The 18,105-nt window shown below is 73.3% G+C and carries 17 protein-coding genes; 7 read left to right on the top strand and 10 right to left on the bottom strand.

Translation table 11 applies throughout. The features are described 5' to 3' along the window. Positions 1-49 precede the first annotated feature (49 nt). The 7 genes from AMK11_RS16615 to AMK11_RS16585 are packed head-to-tail and all read right to left on the bottom strand — an operon-like array spanning position 50 to position 8,420. A complete protein-coding gene (locus AMK11_RS16615; protein ID WP_073727756.1) occupies positions 50-1,489 on the bottom strand; it encodes an amidase in 1,440 nt (479 codons plus the stop codon). After that, positions 1,486-2,757 carry an NADH:flavin oxidoreductase gene (locus tag AMK11_RS16610; RefSeq protein ID WP_073727754.1) on the bottom strand — a complete coding sequence of 424 codons (1,272 nt, stop codon included), beginning with the start codon at positions 2,755-2,757 and terminating at the stop codon, positions 1,486-1,488. Before AMK11_RS16610 ends, AMK11_RS16615 begins: the two co-directional genes overlap by 4 nt. Next, on the bottom strand, positions 2,754-3,752 hold the full coding sequence (locus AMK11_RS16605; RefSeq protein WP_073727752.1) for an oligopeptide/dipeptide ABC transporter ATP-binding protein: 999 nt from the start codon (positions 3,750-3,752) through the stop codon (positions 2,754-2,756). The genes AMK11_RS16610 and AMK11_RS16605 overlap by 4 nt, the downstream gene beginning before the upstream one ends. Next, positions 3,749-4,759, bottom strand: a complete 1,011-nt coding sequence (locus tag AMK11_RS16600; protein ID WP_079187478.1) for an ABC transporter ATP-binding protein — start codon at positions 4,757-4,759, stop codon at positions 3,749-3,751. The genes AMK11_RS16605 and AMK11_RS16600 overlap by 4 nt, the downstream gene beginning before the upstream one ends. Then, complete coding sequence (locus tag AMK11_RS16595; protein WP_241846993.1) at positions 4,756-5,796, bottom strand: ABC transporter permease; 1,041 nt, start codon at positions 5,794-5,796, stop codon at positions 4,756-4,758. The genes AMK11_RS16600 and AMK11_RS16595 overlap by 4 nt, the downstream gene beginning before the upstream one ends. Further along, on the bottom strand, positions 5,783-6,751 hold the full coding sequence (locus AMK11_RS16590) for an ABC transporter permease (protein ID WP_073727750.1): 969 nt from the start codon (positions 6,749-6,751) through the stop codon (positions 5,783-5,785). Before AMK11_RS16590 ends, AMK11_RS16595 begins: the two co-directional genes overlap by 14 nt. 58 nt (positions 6,752-6,809) lie before the next feature. Further along, complete coding sequence (locus AMK11_RS16585) at positions 6,810-8,420, bottom strand: ABC transporter substrate-binding protein (RefSeq protein ID WP_073727976.1); 1,611 nt, start codon at positions 8,418-8,420, stop codon at positions 6,810-6,812. Between the two features lie 281 nt (positions 8,421-8,701). Here AMK11_RS16585 and AMK11_RS16580 point away from each other — a divergent pair, with 281 nt between their 5' ends. Further along, positions 8,702-10,345, top strand: a complete 1,644-nt coding sequence (locus tag AMK11_RS16580; RefSeq protein WP_073727748.1) for a class I adenylate-forming enzyme family protein — start codon at positions 8,702-8,704, stop codon at positions 10,343-10,345. Between the two features lie 91 nt (positions 10,346-10,436). Here AMK11_RS16580 and AMK11_RS16575 read toward each other — a convergent pair whose 3' ends face one another. Both AMK11_RS16575 and AMK11_RS16570 read right to left on the bottom strand, forming a co-directional pair. Next, positions 10,437-11,213: an SDR family oxidoreductase gene (locus tag AMK11_RS16575; protein ID WP_073727746.1), complete on the bottom strand. Its 777-nt coding sequence runs from the start codon at positions 11,211-11,213 to the stop codon at positions 10,437-10,439. A 113-nt stretch (positions 11,214-11,326) separates the two neighbouring features. Then, positions 11,327-11,944 carry a TetR family transcriptional regulator gene (locus AMK11_RS16570; protein WP_073727744.1) on the bottom strand — a complete coding sequence of 206 codons (618 nt, stop codon included), beginning with the start codon at positions 11,942-11,944 and terminating at the stop codon, positions 11,327-11,329. 157 nt (positions 11,945-12,101) lie between these two features. Between AMK11_RS16570 and AMK11_RS16565 the strand changes: the two genes are divergently transcribed. Beyond that, a complete protein-coding gene (locus AMK11_RS16565) occupies positions 12,102-12,977 on the top strand; it encodes a TIGR03619 family F420-dependent LLM class oxidoreductase (RefSeq protein WP_073727743.1) in 876 nt (291 codons plus the stop codon). Next, entirely contained in the window at positions 12,974-13,471 is a 498-nt protein-coding gene (locus tag AMK11_RS16560) for a nuclear transport factor 2 family protein (protein ID WP_073727741.1), read from the top strand. Before AMK11_RS16565 ends, AMK11_RS16560 begins: the two co-directional genes overlap by 4 nt. Positions 13,472-13,527: 56 nt before the next feature. Here AMK11_RS16560 and AMK11_RS16555 read toward each other — a convergent pair whose 3' ends face one another. Continuing rightward, complete coding sequence (locus tag AMK11_RS16555; protein ID WP_073727739.1) at positions 13,528-14,448, bottom strand: SDR family oxidoreductase; 921 nt, start codon at positions 14,446-14,448, stop codon at positions 13,528-13,530. 129 nt (positions 14,449-14,577) lie between these two features. On the opposite strand from AMK11_RS16555, the gene AMK11_RS16550 reads away from it, so the two are divergent. Genes AMK11_RS16550 through AMK11_RS16535 form a run of 4 tightly spaced genes read left to right on the top strand, consistent with a single transcriptional unit; the run spans position 14,578 to position 18,045 of the window. Continuing rightward, the gene (locus tag AMK11_RS16550; RefSeq protein ID WP_073727737.1) at positions 14,578-15,333 is read left to right on the top strand and encodes an enoyl-CoA hydratase family protein; all 756 of its coding nucleotides are present in this window, start codon (positions 14,578-14,580) and stop codon (positions 15,331-15,333) included. 14 nt (positions 15,334-15,347) lie between these two features. Then, positions 15,348-16,196: a CoA transferase subunit A gene (locus AMK11_RS16545; RefSeq protein WP_073727974.1), complete on the top strand. Its 849-nt coding sequence runs from the start codon at positions 15,348-15,350 to the stop codon at positions 16,194-16,196. Next, complete coding sequence (locus AMK11_RS16540; RefSeq protein WP_073727735.1) at positions 16,193-16,972, top strand: CoA-transferase subunit beta; 780 nt, start codon at positions 16,193-16,195, stop codon at positions 16,970-16,972. The genes AMK11_RS16545 and AMK11_RS16540 overlap by 4 nt, the downstream gene beginning before the upstream one ends. A gap of 23 nt (positions 16,973-16,995) precedes the next feature. Further along, positions 16,996-18,045: an NAD(P)H-dependent flavin oxidoreductase gene (locus AMK11_RS16535; protein WP_073727972.1), complete on the top strand. Its 1,050-nt coding sequence runs from the start codon at positions 16,996-16,998 to the stop codon at positions 18,043-18,045. Positions 18,046-18,105: the final 60 nt, after the last annotated feature.

Below are 18,105 nucleotides of genomic sequence, written 5' to 3'. Positions count from 1 at the left end.
CACCCCTCACCGGCAGTTGTGGCTGACCCAGCCATCTTCGCCGATCAGCCTACGGCCACTGGTCGCGGGTGGGGGGCGGGAGTTCCCAGGGCGCCGCCTCCTCCAGCTGCGCCGCGAGGGCGAGCAGCACTCCCTCCCCGCCGAGGGGCGCGGCGAACTGGACGCCGAGCGGCAGGCCCTGGGTGTCGTGGCCGAAGGGGACGGACATCGCCGGCATCCCGGTGACGTTGTGGACGCTGGTGAAGGCGGAGTACACGGAGGCGTGCCGGTAGATCGACTCCGGGTCGGACGTGTCCAGGGTGCCGAGCGGGGGTGTCGGCTGTGCGAGCGTCGGGCTGAGCAGTACGTCGACCTCGCGGAACGCGGTGCCGACCTCCCAGCCGATCTCCTGGGCCCGGCGCAGCGCGCGGCTGACGTCGGCGGCGGGCAGTGCCCGGTAGGTCTCGTGGAGGAGGCGGGTGAAGGGCTCCAGGTCGTCGTCGGCCAGGGGTCTGCCGAGGGTGGCGAGGCGGGCGTCGATCTGTGCGACGAGGTCGGCGCCCATCAGTACGCCCGAGGTGCGGCCGACGTCGGCGGGCCGGTAGCGGGCGGTGGTCTCGACGACCTCGTGGCCGAGGCGTTCGCACAGCAGGGCGGCGGCGCGTGCGGCTCCGGCGCAGTCCGGGTGCACGTCGGGGCCGTCCGGGAGGCAGGTGAGCAGGCCGATCCGCAGCCGGCCCGGGTCGCGGCGGGCGAGGTCGGCGAAGGGTGCTTCCGGCTGGGGCGCGGCGTACGCGTCGCCGGGCAGCGGTCCGGCGGCGACGTCGAGGAGCAGCGCGCTGTCGCGGACGGTGGTGGTGACGGCGTGGTGTCCGGAGACCAGGCCGGACAGGGTGGTGGGCCGGGGTGCCGGTGAGACGCGGCCACGGCTGGGCTTGAGGCCGAAGAGCCCGCAGGCCGCCGCCGGTATGCGGATGGAGCCGCCGCCGTCGCTGGCGTGCGCGACCGGGACCAGGCCGGCCGCCACCGCCGCCGCCGAGCCGCCGCTGGAGCCGCCCGGTGAGTGCGCGGCGCTCCAGGGATTGCGGGTCGGTCCGAAGAGGGCCGGTTCGGTGGAGGCGTTGAGGCCCAGCTCGGGTGTGTTGGTGGTGCCGAGGACGACGGCGCCGGCGCGGCGGTAGCGGGCGACCAGTTCGCTGTCGCGGCGGGCCGTGGTGGCTGCGAAGAGGCGGCTGCCGCCGGTCGCGGGCAGGCCCTCGACCTCGGTGCCGAGGTCCTTGACCAGCATGGGCACGCCGTGCAGCGGGCCGTCGGGCAGGCCGGCGGCCACGTCGGCGAGGGCGGCGTCGAACCGGGTGTGGATCACCGCGTTGAGTGCGGGGTTCAGCTTCTCGATGCGGGCGACGGCCTGCTCGGTGACGGTGCGGGCGTCGCTCTCACCGTTCCGGACGGCGGCGGCCGTGGCGACCGCGTCGGGGCCCTTCACGCCACGTACGTCGGGGCCCCTCATGCCACGTACCCGGCGGGCTTGCCCCAGGTCTCGCGGCGGGTGGTGCCGCGGTCGACCAGGACGCAGCGGGTGCCGGTGAAGTTGGTCGGCATGCACTTGTTGCAGTGGATGCACAGGGACGGCGTGGCGGCGTCCTCCCGCAGGCGGTTGACCAGGTCGGGCTCGCGCAGCAGGGCCCGGGCCATGGCGACGAACTCGAAGCCCTCGCGCATGGCGAGGTCCATCACGGGTTTGTCGGTGATGCCGCCGAGCAGGATCATCGGCAGCTTCACGGCGGCGCGGATCTGCCGGGCGTCCTCCAGGAGGTAGGCGTCCCGGTAGGGGTAGCTGCGCAGGAACCGCTTGCCGACCGTCTGGACGCCGAGCTTGATCGGCTGCGGCATGATCGCGGCGAACTCCTTGAGCGGTGCGTCGCCCTTGAAGAGGTACATGGGGTTGAGCAGGGAGCTGCCCGCGGTCATCTCCAGGGCGTCGACGGTGCCGTCCTGTTCGAGCCACTGGGCCACCGGGATGGCCTCGTCGAGCCAGAAGCCGCCGGGGACGCCGTCGTCCATGTTCATCTTCGCGATGACGGCGATGCGCCCGCCGGCCGCGTCGCGGACGGCCCGCATGATCTCGCGGGCGAACCGGGCGCGGTTGGCCAGGCTGCCGCCGTAGGCGTCGGTGCGGTGGTTGACGCGGGGGCTGAGGAAGGAGCTGGCCAGGTAGTTGTGACCGAGGTGGACCTCGACGGCGTCGAAGCCGGCCTCGATCGCGCGGCGGGTGGCCTGGGCGTGGGCCTCGGTGATGCGGTCGATGTCGGCGAGGGTCGCCTCCTGGGCGAAGGACAGGGTGGTGGCGTGGAAGTGCCGGGACGGGGAGAGGGCGGGTGCGCCGTTGCCCTTGGGGTTGGCGACGGGGCCGCCGTGGCCGATCTGGGCCGAGACCGCGGCGCCCTCGGCGTGCACGGCGTCGGTGAGGGCCCGCAGGCCGGGCATCGCCTCGCCGGTCCAGTGGATCTGGTGGCGGTCGGTGCGGCCCTCCTTGGCGACGGCGCAGTAGGCGACGGTGGTCATGCCGACGCCGCCTCGCGCGTAGGCGACGTGGAAGTCGACGAGGTCCTTGGTGACCAGGGACTTGTGGCTGAGGCCCTCGTAGGTGGCGGCCTTGATGACGCGGTTGCGCAGTTCGACGGGGCCCAGCTTGGCGGGGGCCAGCACGTCGGGGGCGGCCGGGGTCTGAGGGGTGGCGGGGCTCTGCGCGGCGGCGGGGGTCTCGCTGGTGGTCACGGGGTGTTCCTCCTCGGTTCGGCGTGGTGGCAGGCGATCCGGTGGCCGGGGCGGATCTCCCGCTGGGCGGGCTCCTCGGCGGCGCACCGTTCGGTGGCCAGCGGACATCGGGTGCGGAAGCGGCAGCCCGACGGCGGGTTCAGGGGTGAGGGCAGTTCGGCCGCCGGGGTGTCGCCGGCGGCGGCTTCGGGTGTGGCGGGGCCGAGCTGTGCCTCGGGGAGGGAGGCGAGCAGCAGCCGCGTGTAAGGGTGGGCGGCCTCGTGCTGCATGTCGTCGGAGGGCAGTACCTCGCAGACCTTCCCGAGGTACATCACCATCACGCGGTCGCTGATGTTCTTCACCACGGACACGTCGTGCGCGATGAAGACCATGCTCAGCGAGCGCCGACGGGCCGTCGTCTCCAGCAGGTTGAGGATCTGCGCCTGGACCGACACGTCCAGGCTGGAGACGGGTTCGTCGCAGATCAGCACCTCGGGGTCGAGCATGAGGGCGCGGGCGACGCAGACCCGCTGGCACTGTCCGCCGGAGAGTTCGTGCGGTCTGCGGTCCCGTACGGTCGCGGGGTCGAGGCCGACGTCGCGCAGGGCGGCGTCGACGCGGGTGTCCTTGTCGCGCGTGTCGCCGCCGTCGCCCCAGATCGACGGGCCCTCCCACACCAGGTCCTTCACCCTGCGGCGGGGGTTCAGAGCGGAGACCGGGTCCTGCATGATGATCTGCATCCGGGCGCGGGCGCGGCGCAGTTCGCGCGGGGCGAGCCCGGTGAGGGTGACGTCGCCGAGGCTCACGGTGCCGGAGTCGGGCGGCGGCAGCTGGATCAGGGAGCGGCCGACGGTGGACTTGCCGCAGCCGGACTCGCCGAGGATGCCGAGGGTTTCGCCCGCCGCGACCTGGAGGGAGACGCCGGAGACGGCGTGCACCTTCTGCCCGCGGCCGGCCGGGAACTCCACGACGAGGTCCCGCGCCGTCAGGGCGGCGGCGTCCTGGACGGTGGTCATACGGTCGCCTCCTCGGTGGCGTCCAAGGGGTGGTGGCAGGCGACGACTCCCCCACTGTCGCGGTCAACGGCGTATCCGGTGAGCGGCGGGGCCTCGGTGGCACAGCGGTCGGTGGCGGTGTCGCAGCGCGGGGCGAAGCGGCATCCGGCGGGCGGGTGCAGCAGGTTGGGCGGGCGGCCCTCGATGGTGGGCAGCAGGGTGTGCGGGGGCAGATCGAGGCGCGGGATCGAGGCGATGAGCGCCCGGCTGTAGGGGTGCCGGGGGCGGTCGAAGACGGCGGCCGTGTCCGCGTACTCGACGAGGCGGCCCGCGTACATCACCGCGACACGGTCGGTGCGGCCGGCGACGGTGGCGAGGTCGTGGCTGATGAGGACGGTGGCCATGCGCAGTTCCTCGGTGAGGGAGCGCAGCAGGTCCAGGATCTGCTTCTGCACGGTGACGTCGAGCGCGGTGGTCGGCTCGTCGGCGATGAGGAGCCGGGGGCCGCAGGCGAGGGCCATGGCGATGACGACGCGCTGGCGCATGCCGCCGGACAGTTCGTGCGGGTACTGCCCGGCCCGTCGGGACGGTTCGGGGATGCCGACCTGGCGGAGCAGGTCGGCGGCCCGCTCGCCCGCGTCGGCGCGGCTGAGACCGAGGTGCAGGCGGAGGCTCTCGGTCAGGTGGGTGCCGACCTTCTTGACGGGGTTGAGGGAGGTCATCGGGTCCTGGAAGACCATGGCGACGTCGGTCCCCCACAGGGCGCGCCGCCCGGCGGGGCTCAGGGCGTGGACGTCCTTGCCGCCGATGAGGACCGTGCCGGACACGCTGGTGCCGGGGCCGTCGGTGATCAGCCCCATGAGGGTGCGGCCGAGCACGGACTTGCCCGAGCCGGACTCGCCGACGATGCCGAGGGTCTCGCCCTCGGCGAGGGTGAGGGACACGCCGTCGACGGCCCGCACGGGTCCGCGGGGGGTGTGGAAGGCGGTGTGTACGTCGGTGGCGGTGAGCAGCGCGGGCGGGGTCACAGTTTCACGCTCCGGGAGTCCCAGCGTCCGCGAGCCTTCTCGCCGACGATGTTGAAGGCGAACACGGTGAGGAAGAGGAAGGCGCCGGGCACGAGGACGATGTGCGGGTGCTCCTCGAAGACCTGGCCCTCCCCCTCGGCGATCATGTTTCCCCAGGTGGGTTCCGGCGGCTGGATGCCGAGACCGAGGAAGCTGAGGGAGGCCTCGGCGACGATCAGCACGGAGATCATCACGACGGCGAGGGACAGCACCGGCAGCAGCACGTTGGGCAGCAGCTCGCGCAGCAGGATGCGGGAGCGGGTGGCGCCCATGGCGCGGGCGGCGACGACGAACTCCCGGTTGGCGTAGGCCATGGTGGTGGCGCGGGCCAGGCGCACCATGCCGGGGACGGTGAGCAGGGCCAGGGAGAAGGCGACGTTGCGCAGGTGCGGCTCCAGGACGGTGGCGAGGGCGATGAGCAGGATCAGCGGGGGCACGGCGAGCAGGGAGTTGGTCGCGATGCCCACGGCCCGGTCGACGGACTTCTGGAAGTAGCCGGCGACCATGCCGATCGCGCCGCCGACCACGGTGCCGAGGGCGACCGCGGACAGGGAGATCAGCAGCGAGGAGCGGGCGCCGTAGAGGGACCTGGCGAGCAGGTCGAGGCCGAAGGCGTTGGTGCCGAGCGGGTGCGCGCCGGTGAACGTGGGGGTGGCGAAGACGGGTTCGGCGACCGTGCTCGCGACGTCGCGGTCCTCGGCGAGCGGCAGCCACGGCGCGCACAGGATCGCGAGGCCGAGCAGCAGCAGCCAGCCGGCGCCGAACCAGAACACGACGTCGAAGCCGGGGCCCGCCCAGAGTTTGCCGAGCCGGGAGGCGCCGGCGAACAGCAGGCCGAGGCCGAGGAGGGCGACGGCGGCCTTGGCGGGCGTGACGAGTTGGGGTGTGGTCGCGCCGAACACCAGCAGGACCAGGCCGACGACGGTGAGGCCGGCGCCGACGAGCAGGGGCGGCGGGAAGGCGGTCCGCGTGCGCGGGGCGATGTCAGATATGGACACGTCGCGTCCTCGGGTCGAGGTAGCCGTAGGAGAGGTCGATGCCGGCGTTGATCACCACGTAGATCACGGCGATGGTGAGCACGGCGCCCTGGACCATCGGGTAGTCGCCCTGGCCGGCGGCGTTGACGATGAGGGTCCCCATGCCGGGCAGCGAGAAGAGGTACTCGACGACGACGGTGGAGCCGATCAGCCGGCCGAGGCTCAGGCCGAGCAGGGTGACCAGGGAGAACGAGGAGGGGCGCAGGGCGTCGGTGAACAGGATGCGCAGCGGGTTCATGCCCTTGGCGCGGGCGGCGAGGATGTAGTCCTCGCGGAGGGTGACGATGAGGTCGCCGCGCAGGACCCGGGTGAACATGGCGAGTTCGGCGAGGGCGACGGTCAGGGCGGGCAGAAAGGCGTGGTGCAGGTTGGCCGGCAGGTCGCCGTCGCCGATCCGCACCCACTCGGAGCGGGGGAACCAGCCGGCCGAGTTGACCAGGACGAGGATCAGCAGCAGCCCGGCGAGGAAGCTGGGCACGGACAGCACCCCGAAGGTACCGGCGCCGATGATCCGGTCGGCCACCGAGCCTTCGCGGTACGCCGACCACATGGCCAGCGGCACCGCGATCAGCAGGGCGATGAGCAGGCCGAGGGCCGCGATCTCGAGGCTGACCGGCAGGGCGGACAGCACCCGGTCGGTGACGTCGCTCTGCGGCGGGACGACGGACCGGCCCAGGTCGCCGGTGAGGACGCCGCCCAGCCAGTCGAAGTAGCGGCTGACCAGCGGCTCGTCGAGGCCGAGTTCCGTGCGGAGCGCGGCGTACTCGGCGGGTGCCCGGCCGGGGCCGAGGATGTCGACGGCCGGGTCGCCGGGCATGAGGACCACCAGGGAGAACACCCCGATGCTCGCGATGAACAGCACGCCGACGAGTTCCAGCACCCGAAGGGCCGGCCGGCGCAGCGCGGCGGGACTCATGGTTCTCCTCCAGATCTGCCCGGTGCCGCCGGGCCGACGGCGGCGAGGGCGGCGGGCTTCACTTGCCGATCCAGGCCTCGCCGAAGAGGGCCATGTACTCGTCGGTCGGCACGATGCCGTGCACGTTCTCGCCCCAGGCGGTGAACGCGGCGCTGGCGCCGAGGTTGACGAGCGGGACGTCCTCGTTGAAGAGCTTCTGGATGTCGTCGAGGACCCGCTGGGTCTCCGCCTCGCCCTGCGCGCCCTGCAACTCGACGAGGAGGCGGTCCATGTCGGGGTTGGCGTAGCCGCCGGGGTTGCCGTAGCTCTTGGAGTTCAGGACGCTCTGCAGGCGGTGGTAGGGGTCGCTCTCGGAGACGCTGGCCGCGCCGCGGCTGATGTCGAAGTCGTGCTCGACGTAGGTCTTCGCGGTCCGGTCGGCGATGGAGGAGACCATGTCGAGTTCGACCTTGAAGCCGACCCGTTCCAGCATCGCCTTGGTGACGACGGCCTTGGCCCGGGAGACGGGGTCGGTGCCGTCCATGTAGGTGATGGTGCCGTCGTAGCCGTCCTTCTTGGCCTCGGCCAGCAGTTTCCTGGCCCGGTCGAGGTCGACGCCGATCGGCTTCACCTCGGAGTGCCAGCGCGATTCGGGCGGGAAGATCTCCTGGCCGGGCAGGCCCTTGCCGCCGTAGGCGCGTTCGGTGTCGAGGGCCGGGTCGAGGGCCAGGGCCATGGCCTTGCGGACGCGCAGGTCGGCGCCGGGCCGGCCCTCGCGGGTGTTGATGACGACCATGTTGCCGAGCCCGGTGAGGGTCAGCTCACCGGGGTGGCCTTCCTTCACGGCGTCGTCGACGACGTCCGGGCTGCGCATGTACACCACGTCGGCCGTGCCGTCGTTCAGTGCCTCCAGCTTGGCGCGGTCGGCCTGCGGCCAGGTGAAGCGCAGGGCGTCGAGGTACGGCTCGCCCTTCCAGTAGTTCTTGTTCGCCTTGAGGACCATCTCCTCCTGCGGCGCGTACGTGCCCAGGGTGAACGGTCCGGCGCCGATCGGCTCGAACGTCTTGCCGGCGTACGCGGCGGGCGCGACGATCATGCCGGGTGCCTGGGCGAGCATCGCGGGGAAGGTGGCCCAGGAGTTGCGGAGGGTAAAGACGACGGTGGAGTCGTCGGTGGCCTCCATCTTCGCGAGGTTGGGCGCGAGCAGGGCCGTGTCGGCGCCCCTGTTCTCCTGGTACCACTCGATGCTGCCGACGACGGCGTCGGCGTCCAGCGGGGTGCCGTCGGAGAACTCGACGCCGTCGCGGAGCTTGAGCGTCCACGTCTTGGCGTCGTCGGTGGACCGCAGCGATTCGGCCAGCCACGGTTCGTACTTCTTGGCGGCGGTGTCGTAGCGCATCAGCACGTCGTAGACGGCGGCGAGCGCGGAGCCGCCGGAGGCACCGGTGGCGTAGGTCGCGGCGGGGCTGAGGCTGCGGGCCTCGGCGTAGTCGGCGAAGTGCAGGGTTCCGCCGCGGACCGGCTCGCTCCCGCCGGGCTGCTTGCCGACCTTGCCGAAGGTGTAGCGGCCGCGTTCGGACTTCTGTTCGCCGCTGCCGGCGTCGTCGGGCGAGGCGCATGCGGAGGTGAGCAGCGCCGCGGCGGCCAGGGCCGCGGCCAGTCGGGCTCGCGCCCGTGGTGCTCGCTTCATGGTGTCCTCCAGGTGTCCGGTGGCGGGAGCGGAGACGAACCGGGGCCGGATCGGGTGGGGGGACGCTACGGCGGGCGAAATCCGGCCGACGTGACGCATCCCACTCACCGGGAGCCCGGCGTTGCGCGGCCCGTCGGTGCGGCCCGGTGGTTCTCGCCGCGCAGGCGTCGTGGCACGGTGTCCCGGTGACCGGAACCGGCCGGGAACGCGTCCGCTCCCCGGCCGACACTGGCCCCGACCGCGATCACCAGTGGAGTTCCCGACGCACCAGGAGTCCCCCGATGCCCAGCGACACGGACCACCGCTCCGCCGCCCGCGACCGAGCCGGCCGGCTCACGGCTCCGGGCGGGCGGTTCGAGCTCATCGACGACGACGTGCTGGGCACCCGGCTGCCGGTCTTCGCCCACCGGCAGCGGGCCCTGCACGAGGTACTGCACGCCTCCGTCGCGTACGGCGACCGCACCTACGTCGTCACCGCGCGCGAGCGCCTCACCTTCGCCGAGCACGCCGCCCGGGTGTCGTCGCTGGCGCGGGTGCTCAGTGAGGAGTACGGGATCTCGCGGGGCGACCGGGTCGCCATCGCGGCCGCCAACTCCCCGGAGTGGATCCAGACGTTCTGGGCGACGGTGTCGCTGGGCGCGGTGGCGGTCGGCTTCAACGCCTGGTGGTCCGCGCGGGAGACGGGGTACGGCCTGGAGAACGCGGAGCCCGCGCTGGTGGTGGCCGACGCGAAGCAGGTGGCGAAGCTCAGTGGCTGCCCGGTGCCGGTGCTGTGGCTGGAGGACGACGTCCGCCGTTTCCTCACCGCGCACGCGGACGCGCCGCTGCCGTCCGCCGACGTCGCCGAGGACGATCCGGCGGTGATCCTGTACACCTCCGGCACCTCGGGGCGTCCCAAGGGGGCCGTGCACACCCACCGCAACCTGCTGGCCGTCGTGGAGTACCACCGTCTCAACGACGCCCTGCTGCGGGAGTACGGCGACCCGCTGGCGCCCGAGGACCGGGTCTACCTGCTCACTCTGCCACTGTTCCACATCGCGAGCCTGCACAATCTGGCCGTGCCGCGGCTGGCCACGGGCAGCCGGATCGCGCTGCACCAGGGCGCCTTCGACGCCGACGCGGTCCTGGGCATGGTCGAGCGGGAACGCGTCACCAACTGGGGCGCGGTGCCGACGATGGCGCACCGGCTGCTGGAGCACGGCGGTGCCGACCGGTACGACACGTCGTCGCTGACGGCGTTCGCCCTGGCCTCGGCGCCGTCGTCGACGGAGTTCAAGGAGCGGCTGCGCAAGGAGCTGCCGTTCGCGAAGAACTCGCTGGTGGACAGCTACGGGCTGACCGAGTCCTGTACGGCGGTGGCCGCGGCGAGCCCGCAGGAGCTGGCGGTGGCGCCGGGCACGCTGGGCCGGCCCGTCACCGGGGTGCGGCTGGAGATCCGGGGGCCGGGCGGGGAGGTCCTCGGCGAGGGCGAGGAGGGCGAGGTGTGGGCGCGCAGCATGTACAACATGCGGGGCTACTGGCGTGATCCCGAGGCCACCGCGAACGCCTTCGACGCGGACCGCTGGCTGCGCACCGGGGACCTGGGTTGTCTGCGGGAGGGCCGGCTGTACCTCAGCACGCGCCGTTCGGACCTCATCATCCGGGGCGGTGAGAACGTCTATCCGGCGGAGATCGAGACGGTCCTGACTGAACACCCGGCCGTCAGGGAGTGCCTGGTGATGGGTGTGCCGCATCCCGACCTCGGGCAGGAGGTGGCCGCCGTCGTGGTGCTCCGGCCCGGGGCGGCCGTCACTCAGGAGGAGCTGCGGGAGTACGCGGCGGGCGCGCTGGCCTACTTCAAGGTGCCGAAGCACTGGCGGCTGACCACCGACGCGCTGCCGCGGAACGCGACGGGGAAGGTCGTCCGGCGCGCGGTGCGGGTCTGACCCGGGTGTGAGGGTGCCCCCGGTCGCGGTGTGCGGCCGGGGGCACCGTGGTGAGGAACGCCGAGGAACGCCGGAGCTGTGGCGCTGTGGCTCAGAAGTCCTCGGGTCCGCGCAGCACCGTCTCGGCGCCGCCGTCGACGTAGAGCACCTGACCGGTGATGTGGCTGTTGTCCTCGGCGGCGAGGAAGAGCACGGTGCGGGCCACGTCCTCTGGCTGGAGGTAGCCGTTGAGCGGCATGGGCACCGCCTCGTCCATGACCTTCTTCATCTTCGGGTCGTCGAAGATGCCCGCGCTCATCGGGGTGAGGACGATGCCGGGTGCCACCACGTTCAGGGGGATGCCGGCGCCGGCCCAGCCGTCGGTGACGGCGGTGCGCCGCGCCCACTGGGCGAGCGCCGCCTTGGAGGACGGATACAGCTGCCGTGCGCGTCCGTCGGCGACGGCCCGGTCGGCGTGGGCCAGGGCGGCGGGCTCGTCGGCGGCGAGGCAGGCGGCGACCACGTCGCCGTCGTGGGGCTGGGTGCCGGAGATGGAGCCGATGAGGACGGCCCGCGGCTGCGGGGAGGCGGCGAGGGCCGGACGCAGGGCGGTCACGAACTCGGTGGTGCCGAAGTAGTTCACCGTGACCATCGCCGGCCCCGGCACCGAGGTGCCGGCGCAGGTGACGACCGCGTCCACCGCGCCGCCGGCCGCCGCGACGGCACCCTCGGCGGCCGCGGCCCGGCCGTCCGGGGTGGACAGGTCGGCCTCGATGTCGGCCCCGCGCAGGTCGACGCCGATGACGCGGTCGCCGCGGGCGCGGAGCATGGCGGTGAGGGCGGCGCCGATTCCCGAGCCGGATCCGGTGACGACGACGTTGCGTGGCATGGGGTACTCCTCGGTCTGCGGCCGGTGATCTCGGCGCACCGTAGCCGCGTGCGGGGGCGGGGGCCGGGTGCGGTCCCGGTGACCGGACGGGCCCCGGCCTTCTGAGGGGGGTGTCACTCCCGGCGGTCCTCGAAGACCGGGCCGAGCAGCAGGCGGCAGGCCAGCCGGATGCCGTCCTGGGCCGCCTCGGGCGAGGAGCGTTCGTAGAGGACGGTGGTGAGCAGTCCGTACCAGGCCTGCTCCAGGATGCGGACCACCCGGCGGTCCCGCTCCCCGGGATCGCTCACTCCCGCGGTGCGCAGCACCAGGTCGGCGAGGATCTCGTCCGTGCCCCGGGACGGTCCGCCGCCGACGGCGAGCGCCGCGTTGTTGGCCTGCATCATCGCGAGCGCCAGCCTGGGCTGTCCGAACAGCTGCCGGCTCGCGCCGGTGAGCAGGTCCGTCACGGCGTCCACCGGTCCGGTGCCCGGCGCGGGCGGCGGGGTGTCGGCGGCGAGGCGCAGCACCTGGGCGCGCATGACCGCGGCGAACAGGTGGGTCTTGGACGGGAAGTAGCGGTACAGGGTGGCGATCGCGACGCCGGACTCCCTGGCGACGTCGTGCATCTGCATCCGTTCGAGGCCGTGCCGGGCACCGAGGCGCGCCGCGACCCGCAGGATGCGGGCGTAACGGCGGTGCTGTGCGGCGGAGTTCGGATGCGCGGGGATTCTGTCGCCGGTCGTCCGGGGCACGGGGGTGTCCTTCCGTCGGCCGCCGATGGTCTCGCGCGCGGTACGGGCCCGGTGCGGGCGTTCCGTTCAGTGGGACCCGGGCCCGCGCCGGGCGGGGGCCGGTGACTTGATGGCCCTGACCCGCCCCCTGACGTCCTGTTCCGAGAGAGGTGCCCTCATGCGGATCGGCATCACCAGTCCCGTCGTCACTGCCGTGCCCGGCGCCCATTCCCCGTGGGAGCGCACCGCCGGGATCGAGGAGCTGGGGGCGGTCGCCGAGGTCGCCGACCGGCTCGGCTTCCACCATCTGACCTGCTCGGAACATGTCGCCGTGCCCGCGGACGTGGCCGAACAGCGCGGTGGCACCTACTGGGATCCGCTCGCCACCTTCGGTTACCTCGCCGCCCGCACCCGCCGTATCCGGTTCGCCACCCAGGTCCTGGTCCTCGGCTACCACCACCCGCTGGCGGTGGCCAAGCGCTACGGGACGCTGGACCGGATATCGGGCGGACGGCTCCTCCTGGGGCTCGGCGTGGGCAGTCTGGAGGAGGAGTTCCGGCTGCTGGGCGCGGCCTTCGAGGGACGGGGCGCCCTCGCCGACGACGCGCTCGCGGCGCTGCGGTCCTCGCTGTCCCGCCGCGAACCCGCCTACCGCGGTGAGCACTTCGGCTACGAGGGCTTCGTGGTGGAGCCGCACGCCGTGCAGGAGAGGGTGCCGCTGTGGATCGGCGGCCGTACCCCGCGTTCGCTGCGCCGGGCGGTGGCCCACGGCGACGGGTGGGTGCCGTTCGGGCTGGGGCTGGACCGGCTGCGCGAGATGCTCGGTGCGGTGGAGCTGCCGGAGGGCTTCGAGGTGGTGCTGAGTGCGGGCCGCCCGCTCGATCCGGGCGGGGACCCGGACGGTACGGCGGCGACGCTGCGGAAGGTGTCCGGGGCGGGGGCCACGCTGGCCGGCGTGTCGTTGGCCGCCGAGTCCGCGAGCCACTATGCCGAGCAGCTGGAGGCGCTCGCCAAGCTCGCCGGTGTCGGGCCGGCCGGGGAGGTCCGGGTATGAGCGGGGACCGGCTGGCCGCCGTCGAGGCACGGCTGCGGCGCCTGGAGGACGAGCGGGACATCGCCAGGATGATGGCGTCCTACGGGCCGCTGGTGGACGGCGGTGACGCGGACGGTGTCGCCGCGCTGTGGGCCCTCGACGGGGTCTACGACATCGACGAGTTGTTCCTCGCGGGCCGGGAGCAGGTCCGCGAGATGGTGCGGTCCGCAGCTCACCAGGGGTGGATCCGGCAGGGCTGTGCGCACGTCGTGGGGCCGCCGCACATCACGGTCGACGGCGACGAGGCGATCGCGGTGTGCCACTCGCTGATGGTGGTGCACGAGGCCGGCCGGTACGTGGTGCGCCGGGCCACCGCGAACCACTGGCGGCTGCGCCGCGCGGCCTGCGGCACCGGGTGGCAGGTGGTGACGCGCACGAACCGGATCCTGGACGGCCGTCCGGAGTCGCCGGCCCTGCTGGCCGGCGGAGTGCGCGGCGAACCGGCGGGCGGCTGACGGCAGACCGCCGGACCGGGGCGGTGACGGGTCGTCACCGCCTCGTTCGGCGCGGGTCAGCGTGCCCCGTACACCGGCTGGGGCGTCTCCGCCTCGGCCAGCAGCTTCAGCGCCGCCTCCCCCGCCTCGGCCGGGCTCCAGCGGGCGCCCTTGTCCGCGGTGGGGCCGGGGCGCCAGCCCTCCATCACCGTGATCCGGCCCGCCTCGGCCTCGAAGACCCGGCCGGTCACTCCGGCGGACGCCGCCGAGCCCAGCCAGACGACGAGCGGCGAGACATTGTCCGGGGCCATCGCGTCGAAGGCGCCCTCACCGGGCACCGCCATGGTCTGGGCGAAGGTCTCCTCCGTCATCCGGGTGCGCGCGGCCGGGGCGATCGCGTTGGCCTGGACGCCGTACCGGCCCATTTCGGCGGCGGCGACCAGGGTCAGGCCCACGATGCCGGCCTTGGCGGCGGAGTAGTTGCCCTGGCCGACGCTGCCCAGCAGACCCGCCCCGGAAGCGGTGTTGACCACGCGGGCGGTGGGCACCCGGCCCGCCTTGGCCTCGGCGCGCCAGTGCGCCGCCGCGTGCTTCAGCGGCAGGAAATGCCCCTTGAGGTGGACGCGCAGCACCGCGTCCCAGTCGTCCTCGTCCAGGTTCACCAGCATCCGGTCGCGCAGGAACCCCGCGTTGTTGACGAGGGTGTCGAGCCGGCCGAAGGAGTCGAGCGCGGTGGCGACGAGCGAGGCCGCGCCGTCCGCCGTGGCGATGTCCCCGACGTGCGCGACGGCCTCGCCGCCCGCCGCGCGGATCTCCTCGACCACCTGCTGCGCGGGGCCGCCGCCCGAGCCGGAGCCGTCGAGGCCGACGCCGAGGTCGTTGACGACGACCTTCGCGCCCTCGGCGGCGAAGGCGAGGGCATGGGCGCGGCCGAGGCCGCGGCCGGCGCCGGTGACGACGACGACGCGGCCGGCGCACAGGGCGGACGGTGAGGTCATGGCGGGTTCCTTCCGTAAGGGGCGGGGCCGGGTGCCGTACCGCTCAGTGGCACGGCACTCCCCCGGCGTGGGCATCGCTGCTACCTTCAGCCCTAACAAACGTTTGGTGGAAAGGTAGCTGATCTGCTCATGGGTGTCTCCACCTCCGTCCCGGAAGAGGGCGTGGCCGTCGTCACCGTGGACTTCCCCCCGGTCAACGCCCTGCCCGCGCAGGGCTGGTACGACCTCGCCGCGGCGGTGCGCGCCGCCGGCGCCGACCCGAAGGTGCGCTGCGTGGTGCTCGCCGCCGAGGGCCGCGGCTTCAACGCGGGCGTGGACATCAAGGAGATGCAGCGCGCGGACGGGCACGGGGCGCTGATCGGCGCCAACCGGGGCTGCTTCGAGGCGTTCGCCGCGGTCTACGAGTGCGAGGTGCCGGTCGTGGCCGCCGTGCACGGCTTCTGTCTGGGCGGCGGCATCGGTCTGGTGGGCAACGCGGACGCGATCGTGGCGAGCGACGACGCCACCTTCGGGCTGCCGGAGCTGGACCGGGGAGCGCTCGGCGCGGCCACGCACCTGGCCCGGCTCGTCCCGCAGCACCTGATGCGGGCCCTGTACTACACCTCGCGCACCGCGACGGCCGAGGAACTGCACCGGCACGGCTCGGTGTGGCGGGTCGTCCCGCGCGAGGGCCTGCGGGCGGCGGCGCTCGAACTGGCCGGTGAGATCGCCGCCAAGGACGGCTACCTGATCCGCCTGGCCAAGGCCGCGATCAACGGCATCGATCCGGTCGACGTGCGCCGCAGCTACCGCTTCGAGCAGGGCTTCACCTTCGAAGCCAACCTCAGCGGGGTCGCCGACCGCGTGCGCGACACCTTCGGAACCGGTAAGGAGCAGCGAGCGTGACCCACGACAAGACGATGACGGCCGACGACGTCGTCGGCCGGCTGGAGAGCGGCATGACGATCGGCATCGGCGGCTGGGGCTCGCGCCGCAAGCCGATGGCTCTGGTACGGGCGTTGCTGCGCTCGGACCTCACGGACCTGACCGTGGTCTCCTACGGCGGCCCGGACGTCGGTCTGCTGGCCGCCGCCGGGAAGATCCGCAAGCTGGTCGCGGCGTTCGGCACGCTCGACTCGATACCGCTGGAGCCGCACTTCACCGCCGCCCGGCAGCGCGGGGCGTTCGAGATGACCGAGTACGACGAGGCGATGCTGATGTGGGGGCTGACCGCCGGGGCGCAGCGGCTGCCGTTCCTGCCGGTGCGGGCCGGTCTCGGCTCGGACGTGATGCGGGTCAACCCCTCGCTGCGCACCGTCCGGTCGCCGTACGCCGACGGTGAGGAGCTGGTCGCGGTCCCGGCCCTGCGCCTGGACGCCGCCCTGGTCCACCTCAACCGCGCCGACCGGCACGGCAACGGGCAGTACCTGGGGCCCGACCCGTACTTCGACGACCTGTTCTGCGAGGCCGCCGACCACGCCTACGTCTCCTGTGAGCGGATCGTCGACACGGCAGACCTGCTCAAGGAACACGGGCCACAGACCCTGCTGGTGAAGCGGCTGTTCGTGGACGGCGTGGTCGAGACGCCGAACGGCGCGCACTTCACCTCGTGCGTGCCCGACCACGACCGGGACGAGGAGTTCCAGCGCGCCTACGTCCGGGCCGCCCGCGATCCCGAGCAGTGGGCGGCGTTCCGCGAACGGTTCCTGTCCGGCGACGAGGCCGCCTACCAGGCCGCCGTCACGGCGTTCCACCAGGAGGAAGCATGAGCGCCACCACCAAGACGGGCCCCTCCACCGCGACCCGCGCCGAGCACTGCGTGGTGGCCTGCGCGGAGGTGTGGCGCGACGCCGGCGAGATCCTCGCCAGTCCGATGGGCACGGTGCCTTCCATCGGCGCGCGCCTGGCGCGGCTCACCTTCTCGCCGGAACTGCTGCTCACCGACGGCGAGGCACTGCTCATGGCGGACGTGCCCGCCGTCGGACAGCGGCCGGGTGCCGTGGAGGGGTGGCTGCCGTTCCGCCAGCACCTGGCGCTGACCGCCACCGGGCGCCGGCACGTGATGATGGGCGCCAGCCAGCTCGACCGCCACGGCAACCAGAACATCTCCTGCATCGGCGACTGGGCCAGGCCCGTCCGGCAGTTGCTCGGGGTGCGCGGTGCACCGGTGAACACGCTCAACAACCCGACGAGTTACTGGGTGCCGAAGCACTCGGCGCGGGTCTTCGTGGAGCGCGTCGACATGGTGAGCGGCGTCGGGTACGACCGCGCCGCGGCGGCCGGCCCCTCGGCGACCCGCTACCACCGCGTCCCCGACGTCGTCACCGACCTGGGCGTCTTCGACTTCGAGACCCCGGACCGCTCGATGCGGCTGCGTTCCCTGCACCCGGGGGTCACCGTCGAGGAGGTCGCCGAGGCCACCGGCTTCCCGCTGGTGATCCCCGACGAGGTCCCCTTCACCCGTACGCCCGACGCGGCGGAGCTGCGGCTGATCCGTGAGGTCATCGACCCGAAGGGACTGCGTGAGCGGGAGGTCCCGGCGTGAGCGCGTCGGAAGCGCCGGCGACGATCCCGACGGCGCTCACCGAGCTGACCGGGGTGCGGTACCCGATCGTGCAGACCGGCATGGGCTGGGTGGCCGGCGCCCGGCTGGTGTCCGCCTCCGCGAACGCGGGGGCGCTCGGCGTCCTCGCCTCCGCCACGATGAGCGTGGAGGGGCTGCGGGCCACGGTGCGGGAGGTCAAGTCCCGTACGGACGCACCGTTCGGTGTCAACCTGCGGGCGGACGCGGGGGACGCCGTGGACCGGGTGCGGGTCATCGTCGAGGAGGGGGTGCCGGTGGCGTCCTTCGCGCTCGCCCCGTCGAAGGACCTGATCGCGCGCCTGAAGGACGCGGGCGTCGTCGTCATCCCGTCCGTGGGCGCCCGGCGGCACGCCGAGAAGGTCGCCGCGTGGGGCGCCGACGCGGTGATGGTGCAGGGCGGGGAGGGCGGCGGCCACACCGGTGACGTGGCCACCTCGGTGCTGCTGCCCCAGGTGGTGGACGCCGTCGGCATTCCGGTGATCGCGGCGGGCGGCTTCCGCGACGGGCGCGGTCTGGTCGCCGCGCTGGCCTACGGGGCGGCCGGCATCGGGATGGGCACGCGGTTCCTGCTCACCTCCGACAGCACCGTCCCGGCGGCCGTGAAGGAGAAGTACCTGGCCGCGTCCGTCAAGGACGTCACCGTCACGACCAAGGTCGACGGGCTGCCGCACCGGATGCTGCGCACCGAGCTGGTCGACTCCCTGGAGCGGTCGGGCCGTGCGGCCTCGCTGCTGCGGGCGCTGCGGCACGCGTCGGCGTTCCGGAAGGAGTCCGGGACCAGCTGGCCCCGGCTGGTGCGGGACGGGCTGGCGATGAAGCACGGCAAGGACCTGACGTGGGGCCAGGTGCTGCTGGCCGCCAACACGCCGATGCTGCTGAAGGCGTCGATGGTCGAGGGACGCACCGATCTGGGGGTGATGGCCTCCGGGCAGGTGGCGGGGCTGATCGATGACCTGCCGTCCTGCGCGGAGCTGGTCGGGCGGATCATGGAGGAGGCGCGGGCGGCCCTGAAGGCGCTGCCCGAGGCCGGCTGACGGTCCCCGCACACGGCGGAGGGGCGGTCCGGACTCCGGACCGCCCCTCCGCCGTCGTCG

The organism is Streptomyces sp. CB02414 (assembly GCF_001905385.1).
Taxonomy (GTDB): Bacteria; Actinomycetota; Actinomycetes; order Streptomycetales; family Streptomycetaceae; genus Streptomyces.
This window is presented reverse-complemented; position numbering and strand designations above follow the sequence as displayed.